Origin of the sequence: Microbacterium sp. KUDC0406 (genome assembly GCF_021582875.1) — a bacterium.
Taxonomy (GTDB): domain Bacteria; phylum Actinomycetota; class Actinomycetes; order Actinomycetales; family Microbacteriaceae; genus Microbacterium.
Window position 1 is genome coordinate 3,546,243 of sequence record NZ_CP091138.1, and the last position, 23,458, is coordinate 3,569,700.

The following is a 23,458-nucleotide window of genomic DNA, read 5'->3' on the forward strand; positions in this document are numbered from 1 at the left end:
CGTCCGCCATCCGTCGGAACGTCCGCCATCTGAAAGGGATCCACGATGTCTGCTGACCCGAGACTCTCCATCAACCAGGCCACCATCAAGTACGCCGACCTCGCGACCGCGCTGCGGGTCACCGCGGATGCCGGGGTGCAGTCGATCGGGCTCTGGCGCGAGCCGGTGAACGAGGTCGGCCTCGACACGGCGGCGAAGATGCTCGCCGACTCCGGGCTGCGCTTCTCGACGCACTGCCGCGGTGGGTTCTTCACGTTGCCAGAAGGGCCGGAGCGCTGGGCATCCATCGACGACAACCGCCGGGCGATCGACGAGACCGCGGCGCTCGCCGCGGCCGGCGCTGAGGGGTCGACGGCCGTGCTCGTACTCGTCGCGGGCGGGCTGCCGGAGGGGTCGCGCGACCTCGTCGGTGCGCGTTCCCGCGTGCACGACGCGCTCACCGAGCTCGCGCCCTACGCGCAGGACGCCGGGGTCACCTTGGCGATCGAGCCGCTGCATCCGATGTTCGGGTCGGACCGCTGCGTGGTCTCGACGCTCGGCCAGGCGCTGGATCTGGCCGCCGGCTTCCCGGCCGAGGTTGTCGGAGCCGCGGTGGACACCTTCCACATCTGGTGGGACCCGCAGGTGTATGAGCAGATCGCGCGCGCCGGCCGCGAGGGCCGGATCGCGACCTACCAGGTGTGCGACTGGAAGACCCCGCTGCCCGCCGACGTGCTGCTCTCGCGGCATTACATGGGCGACGGCGTGATCGACTTCGCCTCACTCACCCGCGCCGTGGTCGAGACCGGCTACGACCGCGACATCGAGGTCGAGATCTTCAATCAGGAGATCTGGGACACGGACCCGGCGACGGTTGTCGCCCGCACCGCGGCGTCCTTCGCCGCGACGGTGTCCCCGCACCTCTGAACTCACCTTCGAATCGCGCAACTTGCCGCTTTTCCTGGCCGGAAGCTGCCAGTTGCGCGATTCGAAACAGAATAGGAACATGACCATGCGACCTGGACTCTGCTCCGTGACCTTCCGGCAGCTGACGGCCGAGCAGGTCGTCGAGGCGTGCGCAGCCGCGGCACTCGAGGTGATCGAGTGGGGCGGCGACGTGCACGTGCCGCCCGGCGACACCGCCCGCGCCGCCGCGGTCGCGCGCGCGACGACGGATGCCGGACTCGCCGTCTGCTCGTACGGCTCGTACTTCCGCCCCGGCGTGCAGGACGACCTGGAGCCCGTGCTCGACAGCGCACAGGCCGTCGGCGCCGACCGGGTGCGCATCTGGGCCGGCGGCATCGGTTCGGCCGAGGCATCCGCCGAGCACTGGGCGTTCGTGATCGCCCGGCTGCAGGCTGCCGTGGAGCAGGCCTCGACACGCAGCATCACCCTCGCACTCGAGTACCACTCGCGCACGCTCACCGACACCGCGGCCACGACCAGGCGGCTGCTCGACGAAGTGCCGGGACTCTCCACGTACTGGCAGCCGAACGTCGCGGCCTCCGACGAGTCGGCGATCGCCGACTACATCGCTCTGGCCGACCGGGTCAGCGCCGCGCACGTCTTCTCGTGGTGGCCCGCCGCCGAGCGGCTGCGTCTGCGCGAGCGCGACAGCCTGTGGCGCGGCTTCTTCGCTGCGGCATCCGACTCGGCCGCGCCGCCGCGAGACGCCCTGCTGGAGTTCGTCCCCGATGACGATCCCGGCATTCTCGCCGCAGAGGCGGCGACGCTGCGCGGCTGGCTCGCCGGCGCGGCATGAGCGTCGTCTGCCGCGTCGGCCACCACTCGGGTCGCAGTCGGTCCCGCTTCGCGTCCCGCGATTCGGCCCAGGTCGCAGTTCGTCCCGCTTCTGGGCGGTCTTTCCGGGACGAATCGCGACCTGAGCGGAGCGGTGGGCGGCTTTGGGCGACGAATCGCGACCCGAAGAGACGATCGGACGCCACGGACGCGGCGGATAGGCTCAACGCATGACCGCTGAGGCCCGGCGCGCGGGGCGCGCCTCGACCCCGACGCTGCACGACGTCGCACGCGCGGCGGGGGTGTCACTCGCCACGGCGTCGCGCGTGCTGAACGGCTCGGAGCGCAAGGTCGCCGAATCGTTCCGCGAGCGCGTCGAGCAGGCCGCGGCCGAGCTCGGCTACACCGCCAATATCTCGGCTCAGGCGATCGCCCGGGGCACCTCGCCGGTGATCGCGCTGCTCGTCGCCGACATCGCCGACCCGTACTTCGGCCTGATCGCCTCCGGCGTCGCGCGCGGTGCGGACGAGCACGGCCTCATCGTCACCGTCGCGATCACCGAGCGCGACCCCGAGCGCGAGACCCGCATCCTGCGTGCGCTGCGCGGGCAGCGGCCACAGGGTGTCATCCTCGCCGCATCCCGCACCGGCGCCGATGACAAGGACGCGCTGGATGAGCTGGCGGCGTTCCCCGCGCTCGGCGCGCGCACCGTGACGTTCGGAACCGGCGGCGAACGCAGCCTGCAGATGGACAACCGCGACGGCGCCCAGCGGCTCGGTCGTGAGATGGCGGCGATCGGATACCGGAGGGCGATCGTTCTCGGCGCGGCCGAGGGCGTGCGCACGTCTGACGATCGTCTCGGCGGCTTCGAGGCCGGCTTCTCGTCGGGAGGCGGAGCCGTGGAGCGCACCTATCGCGGCGGATTCGCGCGCGAGTCCGGCGCGCAGTGCATGACCGCCGCGCTGGCCGATGGCATCGAACCCGGCACGCTCGTCTTCGCGCTCAGCGACGTGGTGGCCGTCGGTGCGATGACCGCCGTCCGTGACGCGGGCCGAGCGGTCGGTTCCGACATCGCCGTCTGCGGATTCGACGACGTGCCCGTGAGCAGGGACGTGACGCCGCAGCTCACGACGGTGCGCGTGCCGCTGAGCGAGCTCGGCTACCAGGCGTTCCGCGCCACCGTGGATGCCGAATGGCAGCAGCCCCCTCTCCAGCTCGAGGTCGTGGTACGCGAGAGCACTCCCGGACTCGGCTGATGCGCATCGTTCTCGCCCCCGACAGCTTCAAGGGCACGATCACCGCCGCGGACGCGGCATCCGCTCTCGCTGCGGGCTGGGGTGCCGCCGCGGAGTTCGTGATGCGCCCGATGGCGGACGGGAGAGGGCACGGTCGCCGCGTTCGCGGCGGCGGTGCCCGGAGCGGTGCGGATGCCGGTCACCGTGGACGGTCCGGCGGGCGAGCCGGTCGACACCGCCTGGCTGCTGCTGCCCGCGACGGAGGACGCCCCCGACGGCACCGCCGTGGTCGACCTCGCTTCGACGTCGGGTATCGAGCTGCTCGGCGAACTGCGCCCCTTCGATGCCGACTCGACCGGCTTCGGCCAGGCGATCGCCGCAGCGCTGGATCACGGGGTCTCCCGGCTGATCGTCGGGATCGGGTCGAGTGCGTCGACCGACGGCGGCACCGGAATGCTGCGCGCCCTGGGCGCGCGGTTCACGGATGCCGCGGGCGCAGCGGTGCCGAGGGGCGCGCGTGGCCTGAACACGATCGCGCAGGCCGACCTGCGCGGATTGCGCCCCGCGCCCGAGACGCTCGTGCTCACCGACGTCACGAATCCGCTCACGGGCCCGCGCGGGGCGGCCGAGGTGTTCGGCCCGCAGAAGGGTCTCACGAATGCTGCGGATCGTGCGCGAGCGGATGCCGGACTCGCGGCGCTCGCCGCGCTGCTCGGGCTGGACCCGGCGACCCCCGGCGCCGGCGCCGCCGGAGGTGTGGGAGGCGCACTCGTCGCCTGGAGTGCGCGGCTGCTGCCCGGGGCATCCGAGGTCGCCCGCCTGATCGGCCTCGCCGAGGCGATCGCCGACGCCGACCTCGTGATCACCGGCGAGGGCTCCTACGACGGGCAGTCCGGCGACGGCAAGGTGCCGTCGTTCGTCGCGGGTGTCGCGGCGGACGCCGGGGTGCCGGCTGCCGTGGTCGCCGGACGCATCGCCGCTGATGCCGACAGATCGCTCTTCGCCGCATCCGTCTCGCTGACGGAGCTGTCCGGCTCCGCGGACTCGGCCATGGCGGACACCGCCCGCTGGCTGCGGGCGGCCGGGGCAGAGCTGGCCCGCGGCTTCGTGCACTGACCTTCGCGACGGTGTTGCCATCCTGTCTGCAGGTGTTACTATCGAGGCAGTGGGAATACGCTTTCCAACCCTGATCCCGGACGAAGATGTCGAGGAACCGAATGTCGACGACAACGCAGAACGCGACCATGACGCTCGCGGTCGGCCAGCAGGCGAACGAGCCGAACGCCTTCGCACGCTGGTGGCTGCGCAACTGGCATCCCGTCGTCTTCGTGATCGTCGTGCTCATCGTGTGGTGGCTCGTCACCGCGCTGGGCTGGGTGCAGCCGTACATCATCCCCTCGCCGGCAGACACGTGGGCCGCCTTCGCCGACAACCCGGCCTACCTCATGCAGAACACCTGGGTCACCACCTACGAGACCCTGGTCGGCTTCGCGATCGCGGTCGTGGTCGGCCTGTTCGTCGCGGTGGTCATGGTGTACTCGCGGGGACTCGAGCAGACGCTCTACCCGGTCATCCTGTTCGCGCAGGTCATCCCCAAGATCGCGATCGCCCCCCTGTTCGTGGTCTGGCTGGGATTCGGGATGGGACCGAAGATCCTCGTCGCCGTCCTCATGGCGTTCTTCCCCGTGGTCATCTCGGGTCTCGCCGGACTCCGCACCGTGGACCCCGAGATCCTGCAGCTCACCTCGACGATGGGGGCGGGGCGCTTCAAGACGTTCACCAAGGTGCGTCTGCCCGCCGCGCTGCCCGAGCTGCTCTCCGGGCTCAAGGTCGCCGCGACCCTCGCCGTGACCGGTGCCGTCGTCGGCGAGTTCGTCGGCGCGAACGAGGGCCTCGGCTACGTCATCCTGCAGGCCAACGGCAACCTCGACACCGCGATGCTCTTCGCGGCGCTCATCATCATGTCGCTCATGGGAGTGCTGCTGTTCGCCATCATCCAGATCGCTGAGCGATTCCTCATCCCCTGGCACGCGTCCAAGCGCGATGTCGGCGCCGCGACCGTGCGGCTCTGAACCCACCTACCCTCACCAAGACACAAGGAGACCTGATGAAGAAGTCAGCATCCATCCTCGGCGGCCTCGCGCTCGTCACCGCATCCGTCCTCGCCCTCGCCGGGTGCAGCGGATCGCCCGCGCAGAGCGGGGTGACTCCGGCAGCGGCGACGGAGATCTCACCGACGTCACCCTCATGCTGAACTGGTACCCCTACGGCGAGCACGCGCCGTTCTACTACGGCGTCGACCAGGGAATCTTCGAGGACCACGGCATCAACCTCACGATCAAGGCGGGCCAGGGCTCGACGAAGACCGCGCAGGCCGTCGGCCAGAAGCAGGTCGACTTCGGCTGGGCGGACACCCCCGCTGTGCTGGCCAACATCGACAAGGGCGTGCCGATCAAGAGCGTCGGCGTGTTCCTCCAGACCACGCCGTCGGCCGTGCAGGTGTTCGCCGATTCCGGCATCGAGCAGCCGACCGATCTCAAGGGCAAGACCATCGCCGTCTCGGCCGGAGATGCTCCGACCACGACGTTCCCGATGTATCTCGAGGCGGTCGGCCTGAAGGAGTCCGACGTCAAGCAGCAGAACCTCGACCCCGCGGGCAAGATCGCCGCGGTCCTCTCGGGCAAGACCGACGGGCTGATCGGCTTCGCGCACGACCAGGGACCGACGATCGCCGCGAAGAGCGGCAAGGAGATGCGGTACCTGCGCTACTCGGATGCCGGCCTGAACTTCTTCAGCAACGGACTGATCGCGAACGACGAGACGATCAAGAACGACCCCGACCTGATCAAGGAGCTCGTCGCCGCGACCAGTGAGTCGTTCGCCGCGGCCGAGAAGGACCCGGAGGCCGCGGTCGGCGCCATGGACGGCAAGGACCCGCAGATGCCTGAGAAGGCCGTGCTGCTCGACCAGTGGAACGAGACGATCAAGCTCCTGACCACGGCGAACACCGAGGGACAGGCACCCGGCGTCAACGCCACCGAGGACTGGGAGTCGACGCTCGATGTGCTCTCTCAGGCCGGTCTGATCTCGGGTGACGGAAAGGTCGACACCTACTTCGACGCGTCCTTCGCCCCGGGCGAGTGACCGTCGGGCCGCAGAGGGAGACCAGCTGATGACCCAGACCCAGACCAGGACCGCCCTGGAGATCAACGACGTCGCGATCACCTTCGCCTCGAAGCGTCGGCAGGTGTCGGCGCTCGAGGGGGTGGATCTCACCGTCGAAGAGGGCGAGTTCATCACCATCGCCGGTCCCTCGGGCTGCGGCAAGTCGACGCTGCTGAAGGCGGTGGCGGGGCTCACGCTCCCGAGCGCGGGCAGTATCCGGCTCAACGGCGAGGATGTCACCGGTCCTCGGCAGGACATCGGATTCGTGTTCCAGCGCGCCGCCCTGCTGGAGTGGCGCAACGTCCGCGGCAACATCCTGCTGCAGGCCGAGATGCGCGGGATGGATTCGAAGAAGGCCAACGCCAGGGCGGACGAGCTCATCGAGATGACCGGGCTCACCGGGTTCGAGAAGGCGATGCCGTTCGAGCTGTCCGGCGGGATGCAGCAGCGCGTGTCGCTGTGCCGCGCGCTGCTGCACGAGCCGCGCGTGCTGCTCATGGACGAGCCCTTCGGAGCGCTTGACGCCCTCACTCGCGAGAAGATGAACGTCGAGCTGAACCGCATCTGGGCGCGCACCGGCACCACCGTGCTGCTCGTGACGCACTCGGTCGCCGAGGCCGTCTACCTCGCCAGCCGCGTGATCGTGATGAGCCCGCGGCCCGGGCGCATCCTCGAGGAGCACCGGGTCGACCTGCCCGCCGAGCGCGGCTACGCCGAGGTGCTCGAGACGCCGGAGTTCCACCGCATCTCCAGCCGGGTGCGCGAGCTGCTCGGCTCGCCCGGCGGCGACTGACGTCGACGGCTTACCGCTCGTTGAGCGAGCGAGGTACGTGGTCGTTGAGCGGAGCGACGAAGGAGCGAAGACGAAACGCTCTCAGGCCACCTGAAGCGTTTCGTCTCGCTGCGCTCGCTCAACGTCCGGAAGAGAGGGCTGCGCTCACCACCGCCCGCGCCTCCTCCTGCACCTTGGCCAGGTGCTCGGGTCCGCGCAGGCTCTCGGCGTAGAGCTTGTAGACGTCCTCGGTGCCTGAGGGGCGGGCGGCGAACCAGGCGTGCTCGGTCTGCACCTTCAGCCCGCCGATCGCGGCCCCGTTGCCCGGCGCGTGCGAGAGCTTGGCGGTGATCGGCTCACCGGCGAGTTCCGTCGCGGAGACGGCATCGGGGGCGAGCTTCGACAGCGTCGCCTTCTGCTCCGGGGTCGCCGGGGCGTCCACGCGCTGGTAGGCCGAAGCGCCGAACGCCTCCTCCAGCTCCCGGTACCGCTCCGACGGGCTCTTCCCAGTCACTGCGATGATCTCGGCGGCGAGCAGGCAGAGCAGGATGCCGTCCTTGTCCGTCGACCACACCGATCCGTCGCGACGCAGGAACGACCCTCCGGCCGACTCCTCCCCGCCGAAGGCCACCGAGCCGTCGAGCAGTCCGGGCACGAACCACTTGAAGCCCACCGGCACCTCGAGCAGCCGGCGGCCGAGTGACTCCGCGACCCGGTCGGTGATCATCGATGACACCAGGGTCTTGCCGATCGCCGCATCCAGCGGCCACTCCTCACGGTGCGAGAACAGGTAGTCGATCGCGACGGCCAGGTAGTGGTTGGGGTTCATCAGCCCGGCATCCGGGGTGACGATGCCGTGCCGGTCTGCGTCGGCGTCGTTGCCTGTGAGCACGTCGTAGTCGCCCTTCTTCGCGACCAGTGATGCCATCGCGCTGGGCGACGACGGGTCCATCCGGATCTTCTCGTCCCAGTCCAGCGTCATGAAGCGCCACGTCGGGTCGACCTCGGGATTGACCACGGTGAGGTCGAGGTCGTGCATCTCCTTGATCAGAGCCCAGTACTCGACGGATGCTCCGCCCAGAGGGTCTGCGCCGATCCGCACGCCCGCGCGCCTGATCGCCTCGACGTCGATGATCGAGGGCAGGTCGCGCACGTACGCGTCACGGAAGTCGTAGGTGCCGATGGTGGAGTCGTCGATGTCGGCGTGCTTGATGCGCTTCACACCTTCGAGGCCCGCGGCGATGAGCGCGTTGGCCCGCTCGGCGATCCAGCCCGTGGCATCCGTGTCGGCGGGTCCGCCGTTCGGCGGGTTGTACTTGAAGCCGCCGTCGCGCGGCGGGTTGTGCGAGGGGGTGACGACGATGCCGTCGGCACGGCCGGGATCGGATGCTGCGCCGGGTCCCTGAGCCTGTCGAAGTGCGCGGTTGTAGGTGAGGATGGCGTGGCTGAGGGCCGGCGTCGGCACCCACGACTCGCGGGAGTCGACGCGTACGTCGACGCCGTTGCCGATCAGCACCTCGATGGCGGTGCGCTCCGCCGGCAGCGACAGTGCGTGGGTGTCACGGCCGAGGAACAGCGGCCCGGCGATGCCCTGCCCGTTCCGGTAGTCGACGATCGCTTGCGTGGTCGCGAGGATGTGGTCCTCGTTGAAGCTCGATGACAGCGCCGAGCCGCGATGGCCGCTGGTGCCGAACACCACCCGCTCGGCGGACACGTTCGGATCGGGATGGCGATCGTAGTAGGCGGCGATCAGCTCGTCGACGTCGATCAGGTCGCTTTCCTCCGCGGGGAGGCCGGCACGGCTGCTCATGTGCATAGTCTGCCCCGCGTCGCCCGGATGCGCACCTTCGGTGACGAACCGTTCTCGGCGCTGGCGCCGGGACTAGGCTTGCCGGGTGACCGAACGCCGCACCTACAGCTACCTGGGCCCCGCTGGAACCTTCACGGAAGCGGCGCTGGACCAGGTGCCGGAGGCACGCGGCCACCACTGGAAGCCGGTGCACAACGTGGGTGAGGCGCTCGGCGACGTGCTGTCCGGTGTCTCGGATGCGGCGATGATCGCCATCGAGAACTCGATCGAGGGCGGGGTCTCCACGACTCTTGATGCTCTCGCGACGCAGCCGGGGCTGCGCATCGTCGGCGAGTACCTGGTGAAGGTGAACTTCGTGCTGGTCGCGGCACCGGGCACGACGCTCGACGACGTGTCGGTGATCGCCGCGCACCCGGTGGCCTACGCGCAGTGCCACAGCTGGCTCGGCGCCCACCTTCCGAAGCACTCGCACGTGCCGGCGGCCAGCAACGTGGCATCCGCCCTCGGCATCCTCGACGGGAGCCTGCCCGCGCAGGCAGCCATCGCGGCTCCCGGCATCGTGCAGCACCACGAGTTGGAGGTGCTGGCGGAGGACATCGGCGACAACGCCAACGCGGTCACCCGGTTCGTGCTCGTGACCCGCACGACCACGCCGGTGCCGCCGACCGGTGCCGACAAGACCTCGCTGATCGTCGAGCTGCCCGAGGACCACCCTGGCGCGCTGCTCGAACTGCTCGAGCAGTTCTCGACCCGTGGCATCAACCTGTCGCTGATCGAGTCGCGTCCGATCGGCGACGAGCTCGGCCGGTACCGGTTCGTGCTCGACGCCGACGGCCACGTCTACGACGAGCGGATGGCGGACGCCCTGCTCGGCATCCGCCGATTCAGCCCGCGCGTGGTGTTCCTCGGCTCCTACCCGCGCGCCGACCGCCGCATCGTGCAGTACCCCGAGCGCTACGCGGACGAGATCTTCGTCGAGGCGCGCGACTGGCTGCGCGGCCTGATCGGCGGCGAGCCGGAGGCCTGAGCCCCGCGCCGTCCGCCCCGCGCCCCGCTCGTCCGGCTTGGCGAGGGATGGGTTTCGCCGGTCCCAGGGCATCCTGGCACCGAAAAGCATCCTTGGGCCGTGCGGCGAATCCCTGAGGATCAGCGTCAGCGGGTGCGGGATGCGATCGCATTGCGCACCCGAGTGAGGAGGGCCTCCCGGCCGGACGCTTCCAGGTCGGCCTGGGTCAGGCGGATGACGATCCACCCACGATCCTCGAGGTCCCGCTGCCGGCGGATGTCGGTGCGCCACTGGTCCTTGCTTGTCCGATGCCCGTCGCCCTCGTACTCGATCGCGATCCCGAGTTCCGGGTATGCGAGATCGACGCGGGCGATGAACCTGCCGGCGTCGCGCACCTCGTGCTGGACGACGGGCTCAGGCAGGCCAGCTTCGATAAGCAGGAGTCGGGTCTCGGTCTCCTTCGGCGACTCGACGCCGACCCGCGCCAGGGACACGGCGGCGCGCACCCTGCCGCATCCTGTGAATCCGGCCCACTCCACGAGGCGCTGCTCGACCTCAGCGACAGTGATGAGCGGCTTCCCCGCGTAGAGGTCGGGATAGTGGTCGCACGTGGCGAGGATGGCATCGAGCGCGGTGACGAGCTGCGCGACCGTCAGTTCGTGGGCCGTGCTGAACACGGCCGCGATCGGGTCGATCACAGACATGCCGTGTACCCGCGAAGTCCGTGCACGATGCCTGTCGAGTCGCCGGCCTTTCACACCGGTGATCTTCGGCGGTGTCGTCTCGCGCGGCACAGCGATGTGGAGTGGCTCTTCCTTGGTCCAGCGCACCGGATGCGGGATGCCCCAGATGCGCATCGCGGTGCGTCCCACATAGCGGTGACTCGGCCGCATGCGCGGAGAGCAGCACTTCGCGGTTGCGAGGAAGGTCTCGGGAGCCTCCGTGGCGCGGACGCCGCGGAACGGGCGCGCCAGGTCCCGCGTGCTGCTGCGCCAGACGCCGACGCCTGCAGCCTGGGCTTCGCGCAGGCTGAACCGAGTGCCGAGGCGTGCGGGGAGCTCGATTCGATGGCGCATGCCGCCCATCGTGCCCGGCTGCGCTCGCCGCCGGCAGCGCCGTTCCCGGCACTGTGAGCACCTGCCGATGGTCCCGCGCCTGTGGACTGCGAGTCGGTGGGCGCCCCTGTGCACCTTGAGGGATGATTTTCGGCGGTTCGCGGGCGTCGGACCGCCGAAACGCATCCCCGAGCGGTCCCCGCGCGCGTCCCGGACGGGGCTCGGGGCGGTCGGTCGTGACCGAGCACTGACCGCGCCTCACCCGGCGAGCAGGTCCAGGGTCTGCATCCGGCCGGGTGCGGCATCCGTCGGCTCGGATTCGAACGAGCCGGACACCGGCGAGATCATGATCTCGTCCACACCGTGCTCCGCTGCGAACGCGGCCAGCCTCGCGCGCACGTCGGCGCCCTCGCCGACGAACCAGCCGGCGCCGATGGCGTCGAGCTGCTCGGCGGAGCCGACCTCATCGGCATCCCGCACGCCCTGCTGCGCCTGCTCGACGGTCTCGAGCGGCGTCAGCGGACGGCCGGAGCGGATCCGCGCCATCGCCCGCAGCTGCGGCAGCGCGCGGGCCTCGGCCTCCTCCGCCGTCGGCGCGGCGACGACGTTCGCGGTGAGGAAGGTGAGCGGTGCGTCCAGCCACTCCGAAGCCTTGAATCCACTGCGGTACAGGTCGAGGGCGCGCTGCAGGCCGTTCCCTGCGAAGTGGTTCGCGAACACGTACGGCAGGCCGAGCGACGCCGCGAGCTGCGCGGAGTAGTCGCTCGATCCGAGCAGCCACACCTGCGGCGCGCCGGATGCCTCGGGCGTGGAGCGCACGGAGTACTCCCCGCCGCTAGTGAAGCGCACGGTCGCGCCGTCGCGCTGCAGCATCAGCGCGATGTCCTGCACGTGCGATGGGAAGCGCTCCACGTCGCCCGCCGTGCCGGACTGCCGCAGCAGCTGCGTGATCACGGGATCGCTGCCGGGGGCGCGCCCGATGCCCAGGTCGATGCGTCCTGGCGCGATGGCTTCGAGCGCGGCGAACTGTTCGGCGACGATGAGCGGCGCGTGGTTGGGCAGCATCACGCCGCCGGATCCGACCCGGATGCGGCGAGTGCGGGAGGCCGCGGCCGCGATCAGCACCGGGGGAGTGGTGGATGCCACGGCCGGCATGTTGTGGTGCTCGGCGAACCAGTACCGTCGGTAGCCGAGATCGTCGGCGCGCTGGGCGAGCGCGAGCGAGGCTCCCACCGCCTCGGCGCTGGTCTGCCCGGTTCGCACCGGGACGAGGTCGAGGACGGAGAGCGCGGGAGTAGTCATCGAAGGATGCAACCCGCTTCGGGCCGAGAGCATTCCTGCGACTGCCCCGGCCCGATCCCTCGTCGCCCGACTCACTGCCTCTGCTGCTCCGATCTCAACAGTTGCGGGTGTTCGGGTGTGCGAACCCGCATCGGGTGAGACCGGAGCAGGCGGACCGTCGTCGTCAGGGCCGGATCCCGCTGTTCCGGTTCGGATGCTTGCGGGTGTTCGGGCGGGCGAGCCCGCATCCGGTGCGACCGGAGCGGAATCACGGTTGACCGATCGACGCCGGGAGCGTAGTCCGGAGGCATGGACAGGTTCCGGGATCGACGCGAGGCCGGGCGGATGCTCGGCGAGCGCTTGGCCGAGCAGCCTCGGCCGGATGCCGTGGTGCTGGGCCTCCGCGGGGCGGCGTGCCGGTCGCCGCGGAGGTCGCCGGCATCCTGCGTGCCCCGCTGGACGTACTCGTGGTGCGCAAGCTCGGTGCGCCGGGCTATTCCGAGTTCGCGATCGGTGCGGTCGGAGAGGACGGAGCGAGGGTGCTGAACGACGACGCGCACCACTACGCGGATGAGGCGGCGATCGCCGAGAGGATCGCACGAGAGTCCGCCGAGGTCGCCCGCCGGGTCGACCTCTTCCGGGAGGGGACGCCGGCTGTCGACCTGCACGGACGCACGGCCATCGTGGTCGACGACGGGGTGGCGACGGGAGCCACGGCCCGAGCCGGCTGCGCGATCGCACGGACGCGGGGAGCGGCATCCGTCGTCTTCGCAACACCTGTCGCCGCTCCGGACTCGCTCGCCGGCATCCCTGCCGACGAGATCGTGTGCCTCCGCACGCCGGCCGGGTTCATGGCCGTCGGCATGCACTACGTCGACTTCCGCCAGACCGCGGACGCCGAAGTCGTCGCGCTCCTGCGCGCCGCGCGGGACTGATCCTGCGCCGGCCGGGCTCCTCCCCGTAGCCTGACGGCATGGATGCCGAAGTCTTCTACGTGCTCGTGGGCGCCGTGCTGGTCGCGGCGATCGCCCGGTGGAAGGGCTGGCCGGCACCGCTGCTGGTCACTGTCGTAGCGCTCGCCGCATCTCTGATACCCGCCGTGCCCGACCTCGAGATCGATGGTCACCTGCTGCTGATCCTGGTGCTGCCGCCGCTGCTGTACTCGGCGTCGCTGGATGTGTCGTTCGTGAGCTTCAAGCGCAGCCTGCCGCAGATCCGTCGCCTCGGCATCGGGCTGGTCCTGGTCACGACCGTCGTCGTGGGGCTGATCGCGTGGTGGATCATGCCCTCGCTCACACTGTTCGGTGCGCTGCTGCTGGGTGCCATCGTCGCTCCGCCGGATGCCGTGTCCGCGGCGTCCATCGGCCGTAAACTCGGCCTGCCGCGTCGGATCATGTCGGTGCTGTCGGGCGAGAGCCTGATCAACGACGCCACCTCGCTGACGCTGTTCCGGGTCTTCTCGGCGGCAGCCCTCACCGGCGGCGAGCTTCAGTGTCTGGGGCGGCATCTGGCAGTTCGCCGTCGCGGTCGTCGTAGGCGTCGCGATCGGAACGGTGTTCGGTGCCGTGCTGCACCTGGTGCGCATGCGCAGCGACGACCCGGTGATCAACGGCACGCTGGGACTGCTCGCCCCGTTCGGGGCCTATGCGATCGCCGAGCACCTGAACGGCTCCGGAGTGCTCGCGGTCGTCGCGATGGGGCTCTACGTCGGCTTCAACGCGCCGCGCACCAGCTACACGACCCGGCAGCAGGAGAAGCCGCTGTGGCTGTCGGCCGACTTCCTGCTGGAGTCGTTCGTGTTCGCCTACATCGGGCTGCAGCTGCCGCGGGCGATCGCCGAGCTCGGGTCGGGCAGCGTCGGCGGTGTGCTGTGGCTGTCGGCAGCAGTCCTCATCGCCACGCTGCTGGTGCGTCCCGCGTTCGTGTACCCGGCCAGCGCATGGGGGCAGTGGTGGCAGCGGCTCCGGATCCGCCGCTGGGAGCACGCCCTCGAGTCCGGCCAGGTCGCCGAGATGGAGCGCAGAGCGGATGCCGCCAAGGAGCGGGCTGATGCGGCCGCGGCCGCGAGCGGCCGCCCGGCCCGTCCGGTGCGTCCCGCCAAGTCGGCCGAGCAGATCCGAGCCGAGCTCACCGAGCCCGCGCTGTCGTGGCGCGACAACGCAGTCGTCTCGTGGGCGGGAATGCGCGGGGTGGTCACCCTCGCCACCGCACTCGCGGCCGCCGACCTGGCAGGTCTCGAGCCGGATGCTGCGCACGCGATCGTCGTGGTCGCCTTCGTCGTCACGGTCGGGACACTGCTGCTGCAGGGGCTCACGCTGCCGTGGCTGATCCGCCGGCTCGGCGTGGCAGACGGTGCAGAGGCCGTCGAGGACGCCGCGGAGATCGCCGCGGTCCGCTCCCGCAGCCGCGAGGCGGGCAAGGCCTATCTGCGAGAGGTGCGGAAGAACTGGGCGCGGGAGCACGGGGAGGACAGGCTCCCTGCGTTCGACGCGTTCGCGCAGCGCCTGGTGCGAGTGGAGAACAACACGGATCAGGCGCAGGCGGAGGCGGCGCGCCCGACGCACGCCGAGTTCATGGCGCTCTCGAAGGGCTGGCTCGACGTTCGCCGGCAGCTGCTCATCTCGGAGCGGGACGCCGGCAACCTCAGCGAGGAGGTCATGCGGGAGCTGATCACCGCGATCGATGCCGAGGAGCTCGCCCTGGACACGAGGGCGGACACCGCCGGGCGCTGAGCGAGCGACGATGGAGCTAGGCGGAAGGCTTCAGCTTCCGCCGGGCGCATCAGAGCGTTTCGTCTCGCTGGCGCTCGCTCAACGACCCGGGAAGCGCGAGGGAGCGCTGATTTCTCCCGGTCGTTGAGCGAGCGACGAAGGAGCGAGACGAAACGCCTTCACTTCCGCCGCGCACCTCGCGACGTTTCGTCTCGCTGGCGCTCGCTCAACGACCGAGAGCGGCGCCCCGGATGCTCCGGGGCGCCGCTCTCGTGTTCAGCTGTCAGCGCGCGGAGGCAGGCTCCGGCGGCATCCGCGGCCTCCTCGGCGGCTTCATGCTTCGCATCGGCGAGGGCGGCGTGCGCGGCGTCCTCGATGTCAGCGGCATCCGAGTCGTCCAGGTCCTCGGCGAACGGCAGGCCGTTGCGCGGCGCGTTGTAGAGGTCGAGGTCGAGTATGCCCTCTCGCTTAGCGACGATGGCCGGCACGAGCGCCTGGCCCGCGACGTTGACCGCGGTGCGGCCCATGTCGAGGATCGGGTCGATCGCGAGCAGCAGGCCGACGCCCTCGAGCGGCAGGCCCAGGGTCGACAGGGTCAGCGTGAGCATCACGACCGCGCCGGTGGTGCCGGCCGTCGCCGCCGAGCCGACGACCGAGACGATCACGATCAGCAGGTACTGGAAGACGTTCAGATCGATGCCGAAGAACTGCGCGACGAAGATCGCGGCGATGGCCGGGTAGATCGCGGCGCAGCCGTCCATCTTGGTGGTGGCGCCGAGCGGCACGGCGAAGGAGGCGTAGGCACGGGGCACGCCGAGGTTGCGCTCGGTGACGCGCTCGGTGAGCGGCAGAGTGCCGATCGAGGAGCGGCTGACGAAGCCGAGCTGCACGGCCGGCCACACACCCGAGAAGTACTGCTTGATCGACAGGCCGTGCGTCTTGATCAGCACCGGGTAGACCACGAAGATCACCAGGGCGAGACCGATGTAGATCGCGCCGGCGAACCAGGCGAGCGAGGTGAGCCGGTCCCAGCCGTACTTGATGACGGCCGATCCGATGAGGCCGAAGGTGCCGATCGGGGCGATGCGGATGATCCACCACAGCACGCGCTGGATGACCTTCAGCAGCGACTCGGTGAAGGCGAGGAACGGCTCTGCCCTCTTCCGGCCTTCAGCGCGGCGATGCCGACGACGGCGGCGACGACGATGACCTGGAGGATGTTGAAGCCGACGCTCGAGGAGAATGCGCCGGTCGTCGGGTCCTGTCCGGTCGAGACGCTCAGGCCGAGGAAGTTCTGCGGGATGAGGCCGAGCAGGAAGTTCCACCAGGTGCCGACCGCGTACGGGTCGCCGGTCTCGAGGTCCTGACCGGCGCGGGCACCGGGCTGGATCACGAGGCCGAGCACGATGCCGATCGTCACGGCGATGAAAGCGGTGATCGCGAACCACAGGATGGTCTGGCCGGCCAGACGGGCCGCGTTCTGCACGCGGCGCAGGTTGGCGATGCTCGCGACGATCGCCGTGAAGATCAGCGGCACGACCGCGGCCTTCAGGATCGTGACGTACGAGCTGCCGATCCTGTCCAGCGTGTCGGACAGGACTGTCGGGTTCGTGGCGCTCGCGCCGAGGCCGCGGCCGATGAGGCCGGCCACGATGCCGAGGACCAGGGCTGCGATGATCTGGAAGCCGAACGAGGTCAGCAGCTTGCGGACGGGACCGCGGGTGTCTGGCGCCTTCTCGCGGCGGGTCGTCGTGGTGCTCATCAGGACTCCAAGTAGTGTGCGCGCCGGGTGCGCGCCATGGGAGTCAACGCTAGGGGCGGCATTCCATTCCCGGTGGTTCGTGACGTTGGATGACGACCCGTTCTGGTCGTTGAGCGAGCGACGAAGGAGCGAGACGAAACGCGGTGACGTGCCTACTCAGACGTCGCGCAGGTCTTCGAGGCGTCCTCGAGCTCCTTGGTGATGAGCTTCTGATCCTCTGCTCCGGAGGGCTCCTTGCCCTCGGCGATGGTGGCGAGGGCTCCGTCGGAGACCTTCGAGTCGAGCAGCTCCTTAGCGATGCAGTCCGAGATCGCGTCGGTGAAGACGTCGCCGCTGCCGACGGAGGTCGCGATCTTCTGAATGCCACCGGAGAGCTCGTCGACGCTCGGTCGCGCCGGTGCGCTGCAGGCGGCCAGAGAGAACGCGATGGCCGCGGCGGGCAGGGCGAGAAGAAGGCGCTTGGTGCTCATGCGGACCAGGGTACGGAATGACACTGGACGGGCCTCCCAGGCGGGTCGCCTCCTGGTCGCCTTCCCGGGTCGTTGAGCGCACCTGCTTCGTCTCCCGGGTCGTTGAGCGAGGGAGCTTGCGACCGAGACGAAACGGTCTCAGCTGCCCTCAGGCGCTCCTTCGCCGGGCATCCGGCTTCGGCGCGGGGAGCATCTCGACGGTGACGCCGTCGAGCAGGAATCCGGGTTCGACGCGGAGCGCGTCCGCGATGCGGATGAGGGTCGGGATGTTCATCAGCGAGCGCCCCTTCTCATAGCCGCGGATGTTGGCCGAGTCGATCTGGCTGAGCACGGCCAGTTCGTCCTGGGTGATGCCTCGTCTCACGCGTTCCGCCGAGATCAGCTCGCCGATGCGGGCGGCGGCTGGAGAGGGGACGCGGGGCACTCATCAAGCGTCATGAATGTCCGCGACTTGTGCCAGGGTTAACAAACCCGGGTACTAGTACCACCCTGGGTTCGCCTGGGAGGGTGGATGGCAGAGAAGCTGGTCAAGTCGCGGCAGCGAGTGGCTGATCACGGTGAGGTGTTCACGCCTCGGTGGCTCGTCGACGACATGCTCGACCTGGTCAAGCGAGAGGCCGAGCGGATCGACTCGCGGTTCCTGGAGCCGGCCTGCGGATCGGGGAACTTCCTCGTTCCGGTGCTTGAGCGCAAGCTCGCCGCCGTCGAGGCTCGCTACGGCAGGAGCGACTTCGAGAAGCGGCATTACGCGCTCTTCGCGCTGATGTGCGTCTATGGCATCGAGTTGCTCCCGGATAACGCTGCCGAGTGTCGCGAGAACCTGCAGGGTACTTTCGCTCGGGTGCTGAAGTTGGATGCCGATGATGCTCTGCTGCTCGCGGCACGTGCGCTGCTCGAGGCGAACATCGTGCAGGGCGATGCGCTGGCGATGACGGACGCCAAGGGCGAACCGATCGTCTTCCCCGAGTGGGGGTACCTCGGGCGCGGCAAGTATCAGCGCCGTGACTTCCGCTTCGACGCGTTGACCCAGCGGTCCGCGGCCTCGGGGACTCTCTTCGACGCCTTCGAAGAGCACGAGATCTTCACGCCGGTGCGCACGTATGCGGCCATGTCCGTCGACCAGATCGCACACCTCTCGGTCGTTGAGCGAGCGAAGCGAGACGAAACGCCATGACGACACCGGTTCTCGAAGGCAAGGCCAGCTTTGCGCTGCGCGGTCACAACCCCGACGTTCTCACCTGCATCGCGAACCTCTCGAACGACGAGGTGTTCACTCCGCCGGAGTTCGCGAACAAGATGCTCGACACCCTCGAGCAGGCGTGGGCGCAGTCGAATGACGGCGCATCGATCTGGGCCGACCCGAGCGTCACCTTCCTCGACCCGTTCACGAAGTCAGGGGTCTTCCTTCGAGAGATCACGCGCCGGCTCACGCTCGGGCTCGAGGATGCGATCCCAGATCTGGCAGATCGCGTCGATCACATCCTGACGAAACAGGTCTTCGGCATCGGGATCACCCGGCTCACTTCGCTGCTCGCGCGGCGCAGCGTGTACTGCTCGAAGGATGCGATCGGCAAGCACTCCATCGCGAGGAGCTTCGACCGGGCTTGGGGCAACATCTGGTTCGAACGGACCGAGCACACCTGGGTGGGTCGCAAGAAGGTGCGACGCGCTCATCCGCTCACCGGCGACGAAGAGCTGATCGAGGCGGACGGCACAGGGCGATGCGAGTTCTGTGGCGCAGTCGAGTCGGAGTACGGCCGAAACTCTGAACTCGAGAGCCACGCGTACGCGCTCATCCATTCACATGACATCAAGGCTCGAGTCACTGAGCTGTTCGGAGCAGACATGCAGTTCGACGTCATCATCGGGAACCCGCCGTACCAGCTCAGCGACGGCGGCTTCGGAACTTCTGCTGCCCCGATCTATCAGCTCTTCGTTGAGAAGGCACTCGAACTCGACCCGCGCTACGGCGTGTTCGTCACGCCGTCCCGGTGGTTCGCGGGTGGCAAGGGGCTCGACGCATATCGCGAAAGAATGCTCAGCGACCACCGCCTGCACGACATCGTCGACTACCCCAAGCTCTATGAGGCTTTCCCAGGGGTGAAGATCCGTGGCGGTGTCTCCTACTTCCTCTGGGATCGGGAGTACGACGGACCTTGCACCATCCAAACGATGTGGGATGGTCAGCCCGTCGGAGAGCCGGTCGCGAGGTACCTCGATCAATTCGACGTCCTTGTGCGATGGAACGCGGCGGTTCCGATTCTGGAGAAGGTTCGAGCGAAGGGTGAGCCGACGCTCGATGCGCGAGTGTCCACAGGCAAGCCGTTCGGCCTTCGTACGTTCGTGCATGGCGCGACGACATCAGAGGGGATTGCCGATCCAGTGCAGTTGTACGGCTCCAGAAAGGTCAGCTGGATCGGTCGGGAAGACGTGCCGGGGAACATCGAATGGGTCGACCAGTGGAAGGTATTGATGACCGCCGTCCAGGGGACCAGTGCAGCGGTGGAGACGAAGTTCCTCTCTCGACCGATCGTCGCTGGCCCGGGAACTGCGTGCACCGAGACCTATCTCGTGGCAGGTCTCTTCGATTCAGAAGGAGCAGCACTGCGGCTCTCTTCGTACCTCAGCACCCGCTTCGTGCGCTTTCTAGTATCGCTTCGCAAGTCCACGCAGCACGCGACGCGAGATGTATATGCGTTCGTGCCGGATGTTCCTCTGGACCGTGTCTGGACGGACGAATCGCTATATGCACGCTATGGCCTGATTGCCGAAGAGATCGCGTTCATCGAGTCTCAGGTCGCCGCCCATGACTCCTCGTCGCACGAGTCGCGCGAGGACGAGCAGGCCGACGATGCCTCGGCCTGAGTCGGAACTACTCCCCCGAAGCCGGAGTCCCGCCTTCGCATCTACGCGTACTCGATCGATGACGAGGCACACGCCGGCCTGCTCAAGGTCGGACAGACGACGCAGAATGTGAAGGTCCGCGTTGCACAGCAGGTGAAGACCGCCGCCATTCAGAACTACGAGATCGTGCTCGATGAACCGGCCGATCGTCACGACGGCACGACCTTCAGCGACCACGACGTCCGCGCGCGGCTCAAGTCCAAGGGCTTCACCAATCCGACGCTCGAGTGGATGAAGTGTTCGCTCGATGACGTCCGCACGGCGATCGCCGAGTTGCGTACCGGGCAGCAGTTCGAAGGCACGCATCACCTGGACTTCCCGCCGCGCGCGGAGCAGCAGGCCGCGGTCGACAAGACCCTCGGCTATTACGAGTCGAGGTGGACCGAGGACGCCGATGCGGTTCCGGAGTTCCTCTGGAACGCGAAGATGCGCTTCGGCAAGACCTTCACCACCTATCAGCTCGCCAAGAAGCTCCGCGCGAAGCGCGTATTGGTCGTGACTTTCAAACCTGCGGTCGAGGATGCCTGGGAGACCGACCTCAGATCACACGTCGACTTCGACGGCTGGCAGTACATCTCGAAGTCCACCGGTGGGGACCCGGCAGAAGTCGATCCTCAGCATCCGCTCGTCTTCTTCGGCTCTTTCCAGGACCTCATGGGCCGCGATGCGGCCGGCAACTTCAAGGCGAAGCATGCCTGGCTCACCGAGCTCACTTGGGATCTCGTCGTCTTCGACGAGTATCACTTCGGCGCCTGGCGGGATGCGGCGAAGGAGCTGTTCGAGGGCGAGGACGACAAGGCGAAGAAGAAGGCGACCGACGACGAATTCGGCGCCGATCTCGAGAAGTTCGCCCAGGAACGCGAGGAGCAGGGCCTCGACGAGGACGACTTCGTGCCGATCAAAGCATCCGCCTACCTCTATCTCTCCGGCACCCCCTTCAAGGTTCTGAACGAAGGGCGGTTCATCGAGGAGCAGATCTACAACTGGACGTACACCGACGAGCAGAGGGCGAAGGCGGAGTTCGCGGCGCAGCATCCGGATCTCCCGAACCCGTACGCATCGTTGCCGGAGATGCGACTGCTGACCTATCAGATGCCTGAAGAGCTGCTCGCGATCGCCAGCCAGGGCGAGTTCGACGAGTTCGATCTGAATGCCTTCTTCGAGGCGAAGGGGACCGGCGCTGAAGCCGAGTTCGTGCACAAGACCGATGTGCAGAAGTGGCTCGACATCATCCGCGGCAACTACGCGCCCACCCAGGTCGACGCATTGAAGGCCGGCGCCCGCCCGCCGTTCCCGTACTCGGACACGCGCCTGCTCCCGTACCTGCAGCATTCGTTGTGGATGCTGCCGTACCGTGCGTCCTGCGATGCCATGGCGAACCTGCTGGCAGAACAGCACAACGTGTTCTGGCACGACTACACGGTAGTCAACGTGTCCGCCCCGGGCGTCGGCGTCGGTCTCGCGGCGCTACCGCCGGTGCGGGATGCTATCGGCAACGGGCACGATACGAAGACCATCACGCTGACGGTCGGCAAGCTCACGACTGGCGTCACCGTGCCGCAGTGGTCGTCGATCCTGATGCTGCGCAATCTTCACGCGCCGGAGACGTACTTCCAGGCCGCTTTCCGGGTGCAGTCGCCGTGGACCATCCGCAATCCTGAAGGTGACGACCCTTCGCGGATCGAGATCCTCAAGCCGGTATGCTTCGTGTTCGACTTCGCGCCGACCAGGGCGCTCCGGCAGATCAGCGAGTACGGTCGGGGGCTCGCACCAGAGAATCCGAACCCCGAGCGCGCGGTCGAGGAACTGGTGTCCTTCCTGCCGGTGCTCGCCTACGACGGCTCGCACATGACTCAGGTGGATGCTGCCGGCATTCTCGATATCGCCATGTCGGGTACCTCTGCGACGCTGCTGGCCCGCAAATGGGAGTCCGCGGTGCTCGTCAACGTCGACAACCTGACGCTGAAGAAGATCATGGCGTCGGACGCGGCGATGAATGCGGTGATGAACATCGAAGGCTTCCGTGCGCTGGGTGCAAGCGTGTTCGAGACCGTCGTCAACAAGAGCGAGGCCGTGTCGAAGACGAAGAAGGAGAAGGGCGACGAGATCACGCCCACCGAGAAGAAGGAGCTCTCGGAGGAGGAGAAGGAGTACAAGTCCAAGCGGAAGCAGATCCAGGAGAAGCTGATCAAGTTCGCCACCCGCATCCCGGCGTTCATGTATCTCACCGACTACCGCGAGAACACGCTCTACGACGTGATCACCAAGATTGAGCCCGACCTCTTCAAGGCCGTCACGGGACTCACCGTCGAGGACTTCAACCTGCTGGTCGGGCTCGGCGTGTTCAACGCCGTGCACATGAACCAGGCCGTGTTCGCTTTCCGTAGGTACGAGGACTCGTCGCTCTCATACACAGGCCTTGAGTCGCACAAGGGCCTGAGGCGGTACGGCTTGTACGACACCGTCGTAGCGGTCGACTGATGACCGTCATTCTGATTCATCGCGTTGCCATGTCGGAAGCTGCGGGGTTGCGACCCGTCGGAGTCTGGGCGATCGACGATGATCATGAGCGCCACCACTATCCGGACGGCCGCGAGAAGTACGAGTCGCGTGGGTTCAAGGCTCTGTTTCATCGTCCCGATATGCCGGCTACGCAGTGGGCGCTCTACAAGGCGGACACGTCGCCGAACTGGGAGATCCATCAGGCGGAGGCGTCGTTCGATTTCGGGATGGAACTCGACCTCGAACAGATCCTGGCCGATGCCGAGGTGAAAGCTGCGGCCGCGAGTGCGGCGAAGCAGGCCAAGGCGCGTCACCAGGCACGAGAAGCTGCGACGCAGGAGGTTGTCGACGCGGCCGGCTGGGGCGCCCCGCAGCGTGTGATCGCTCACTCATGGTGGGTCGCTTCGGAGCTTGCGCGTCGCCACCCTGAGCTCCTGGTGTACGAGGAACACCCGGGAGGCGGCATGTACGACGTGCTCGCCGTCGCACCGGTTCGACACTTCGCTCCGAACGCGCCGGTCGGGTTGGCAGCTGCGATGCTCAATCGCGTCGGAACGCTTCAGATCCATGCCGGAGGGGAGGCGACCGTCGTCTCCGACTGGGCTACAGCGTTGACGGCGCCGGCGCCGTTCGACACCGTTCTGCGGTTGGAGGCTGCTGCAGGGTGGAGCTCACCCGCCAGCACACCGAGCGCGACGCGACGGAGCCTCGCATACCGGTTCCTCGCTGCCTCGCTGAACGCGTTCGTCAATGACCGTCACGACTGGGATGCTCGATGCGAACTGCTGGACTCGTCGGACGGCATCGAACGAAACGGCTATCTCAAGGACTTTCCTGAGGCTCTTGCCGACCTGGACTTGATCCCGCGCATAGGCATTTTCGGCGAACCCCACAGCCATTTCTGGGCACTCATGCGCGACGGTCAGGCGATCGCGATCGTCTCCATCGACGGCCGCATCTACCCGCGAACCGGGGCCTCTTCCGATCTTCTCGTTGAATACGAGAAGCACGGGCGGCGGATCCGACGCCTGGCGACGGCGCGGCTTCGGGACTGGCTCTGAGAATC

General features: G+C 68.2%; 19 protein-coding genes and 3 pseudogenes. 16 read left to right on the plus strand and 6 right to left on the minus strand.

Annotation, left to right across the window (positions count from 1 at the left end; genetic code table 11):
- The first annotated feature begins 45 nt into the window (after positions 1-45).
- From L2X99_RS17385 to L2X99_RS17420, 8 genes and pseudogenes are all read left to right on the plus strand, one after another.
- Positions 46-906, plus strand: a complete 861-nt coding sequence (locus tag L2X99_RS17385) for a sugar phosphate isomerase/epimerase family protein (RefSeq protein WP_236125656.1) — start codon at positions 46-48, stop codon at positions 904-906.
- 79 nt (positions 907-985) lie between these two features.
- Positions 986-1,741, plus strand: a complete 756-nt coding sequence (locus tag L2X99_RS17390) for a sugar phosphate isomerase/epimerase family protein (RefSeq protein WP_236125655.1) — start codon at positions 986-988, stop codon at positions 1,739-1,741.
- A gap of 208 nt (positions 1,742-1,949) precedes the next feature.
- Positions 1,950-2,975, plus strand: coding sequence for a LacI family DNA-binding transcriptional regulator (locus L2X99_RS17395; protein WP_236135459.1), 1,026 nt, complete (start codon positions 1,950-1,952; stop codon positions 2,973-2,975).
- Positions 2,975-4,070, plus strand: a pseudogene (locus L2X99_RS17400) (glycerate kinase). The gene L2X99_RS17395 and the pseudogene L2X99_RS17400 overlap by 1 nt, the downstream one beginning before the upstream one ends.
- Positions 4,071-4,171: 101 nt before the next feature.
- Entirely contained in the window at positions 4,172-5,026 is an 855-nt protein-coding gene (locus L2X99_RS17405) for an ABC transporter permease (protein WP_236125654.1), read from the plus strand.
- A 35-nt stretch (positions 5,027-5,061) separates the two neighbouring features.
- Complete coding sequence (locus L2X99_RS17410; protein WP_236125653.1) at positions 5,062-5,208, plus strand: hypothetical protein; 147 nt, start codon at positions 5,062-5,064, stop codon at positions 5,206-5,208.
- A complete protein-coding gene (locus tag L2X99_RS17415) occupies positions 5,202-6,098 on the plus strand; it encodes an ABC transporter substrate-binding protein (protein WP_236135460.1) in 897 nt (298 codons plus the stop codon). The genes L2X99_RS17410 and L2X99_RS17415 overlap by 7 nt, the downstream gene beginning before the upstream one ends.
- A 28-nt stretch (positions 6,099-6,126) precedes the next feature.
- Complete coding sequence (locus L2X99_RS17420; protein ID WP_236135461.1) at positions 6,127-6,912, plus strand: ABC transporter ATP-binding protein; 786 nt, start codon at positions 6,127-6,129, stop codon at positions 6,910-6,912.
- Positions 6,913-7,030: 118 nt separating this feature from the next.
- Here the strand turns inward: L2X99_RS17420 and pgm are convergent, their stop codons facing one another.
- Positions 7,031-8,701, minus strand: coding sequence for a phosphoglucomutase (alpha-D-glucose-1,6-bisphosphate-dependent) (gene pgm / locus L2X99_RS17425; protein WP_236135462.1), 1,671 nt, complete (start codon positions 8,699-8,701; stop codon positions 7,031-7,033).
- 85 nt (positions 8,702-8,786) lie between these two features.
- Between pgm and pheA the strand changes: the two genes are divergently transcribed.
- Positions 8,787-9,728 carry a prephenate dehydratase gene (pheA, locus tag L2X99_RS17430; protein WP_236125651.1) on the plus strand — a complete coding sequence of 314 codons (942 nt, stop codon included), beginning with the start codon at positions 8,787-8,789 and terminating at the stop codon, positions 9,726-9,728.
- 125 nt (positions 9,729-9,853) lie between these two features.
- Here the strand turns inward: pheA and L2X99_RS17435 are convergent, their stop codons facing one another.
- Together L2X99_RS17435 and L2X99_RS17440 are read right to left on the minus strand one after the other, a co-directional pair.
- Complete coding sequence (locus L2X99_RS17435; protein ID WP_236125650.1) at positions 9,854-10,783, minus strand: endonuclease domain-containing protein; 930 nt, start codon at positions 10,781-10,783, stop codon at positions 9,854-9,856.
- 237 nt (positions 10,784-11,020) lie between these two features.
- Positions 11,021-12,064, minus strand: coding sequence for an LLM class flavin-dependent oxidoreductase (locus tag L2X99_RS17440; RefSeq protein WP_236125649.1), 1,044 nt, complete (start codon positions 12,062-12,064; stop codon positions 11,021-11,023).
- Between the two features lie 392 nt (positions 12,065-12,456).
- On the opposite strand from L2X99_RS17440, the gene L2X99_RS17445 reads away from it, so the two are divergent.
- The 3 genes and pseudogenes from L2X99_RS17445 (at position 12,457) to L2X99_RS18060 (ending at position 14,775) form a co-directional block, all read left to right on the plus strand.
- A complete protein-coding gene (locus L2X99_RS17445; RefSeq protein ID WP_236125648.1) occupies positions 12,457-12,978 on the plus strand; it encodes a phosphoribosyltransferase in 522 nt (173 codons plus the stop codon).
- 38 nt (positions 12,979-13,016) lie between these two features.
- Positions 13,017-13,463, plus strand: a pseudogene (locus tag L2X99_RS18055) (cation:proton antiporter domain-containing protein); the annotation flags it as partial.
- Between the two features lie 85 nt (positions 13,464-13,548).
- Complete coding sequence (locus L2X99_RS18060) at positions 13,549-14,775, plus strand: cation:proton antiporter domain-containing protein (RefSeq protein WP_268928583.1); 1,227 nt, start codon at positions 13,549-13,551, stop codon at positions 14,773-14,775.
- Positions 14,776-15,116: 341 nt separating this feature from the next.
- Here the strand turns inward: L2X99_RS18060 and L2X99_RS17460 are convergent.
- The 3 genes and pseudogenes from L2X99_RS17460 to L2X99_RS17470 form a co-directional block, all read right to left on the minus strand.
- Positions 15,117-16,516 (minus strand): annotated as a pseudogene (locus L2X99_RS17460) (dicarboxylate/amino acid:cation symporter); the annotation flags it as partial.
- Between the two features lie 152 nt (positions 16,517-16,668).
- Positions 16,669-16,986 (minus strand): hypothetical protein, encoded by a 318-nt coding sequence (locus L2X99_RS17465; protein WP_236125647.1) that lies wholly within the window; start codon positions 16,984-16,986, stop codon positions 16,669-16,671.
- Positions 16,987-17,134: 148 nt separating this feature from the next.
- Entirely contained in the window at positions 17,135-17,410 is a 276-nt protein-coding gene (locus L2X99_RS17470; RefSeq protein WP_236125646.1) for a helix-turn-helix domain-containing protein, read from the minus strand.
- Positions 17,411-17,497: 87 nt separating this feature from the next.
- On the opposite strand from L2X99_RS17470, the gene L2X99_RS17475 reads away from it, so the two are divergent.
- The 4 genes from L2X99_RS17475 to L2X99_RS17490 are packed head-to-tail and all read left to right on the plus strand — an operon-like array spanning position 17,498 to position 23,453.
- Positions 17,498-18,160 carry an N-6 DNA methylase gene (locus L2X99_RS17475; RefSeq protein WP_236125645.1) on the plus strand — a complete coding sequence of 221 codons (663 nt, stop codon included), beginning with the start codon at positions 17,498-17,500 and terminating at the stop codon, positions 18,158-18,160.
- Complete coding sequence (locus L2X99_RS17480; RefSeq protein ID WP_236135463.1) at positions 18,157-19,851, plus strand: Eco57I restriction-modification methylase domain-containing protein; 1,695 nt, start codon at positions 18,157-18,159, stop codon at positions 19,849-19,851. The genes L2X99_RS17475 and L2X99_RS17480 overlap by 4 nt, the downstream gene beginning before the upstream one ends.
- Before the next feature lie 39 nt (positions 19,852-19,890).
- Complete coding sequence (locus tag L2X99_RS17485) at positions 19,891-22,371, plus strand: DEAD/DEAH box helicase family protein (RefSeq protein ID WP_329608192.1); 2,481 nt, start codon at positions 19,891-19,893, stop codon at positions 22,369-22,371.
- Positions 22,371-23,453 (plus strand): TY-Chap2 family putative peptide chaperone, encoded by a 1,083-nt coding sequence (locus L2X99_RS17490; RefSeq protein ID WP_236125641.1) that lies wholly within the window; start codon positions 22,371-22,373, stop codon positions 23,451-23,453. Before L2X99_RS17485 ends, L2X99_RS17490 begins: the two co-directional genes overlap by 1 nt.
- The last annotated feature ends 5 nt before the right edge of the window (positions 23,454-23,458 follow it).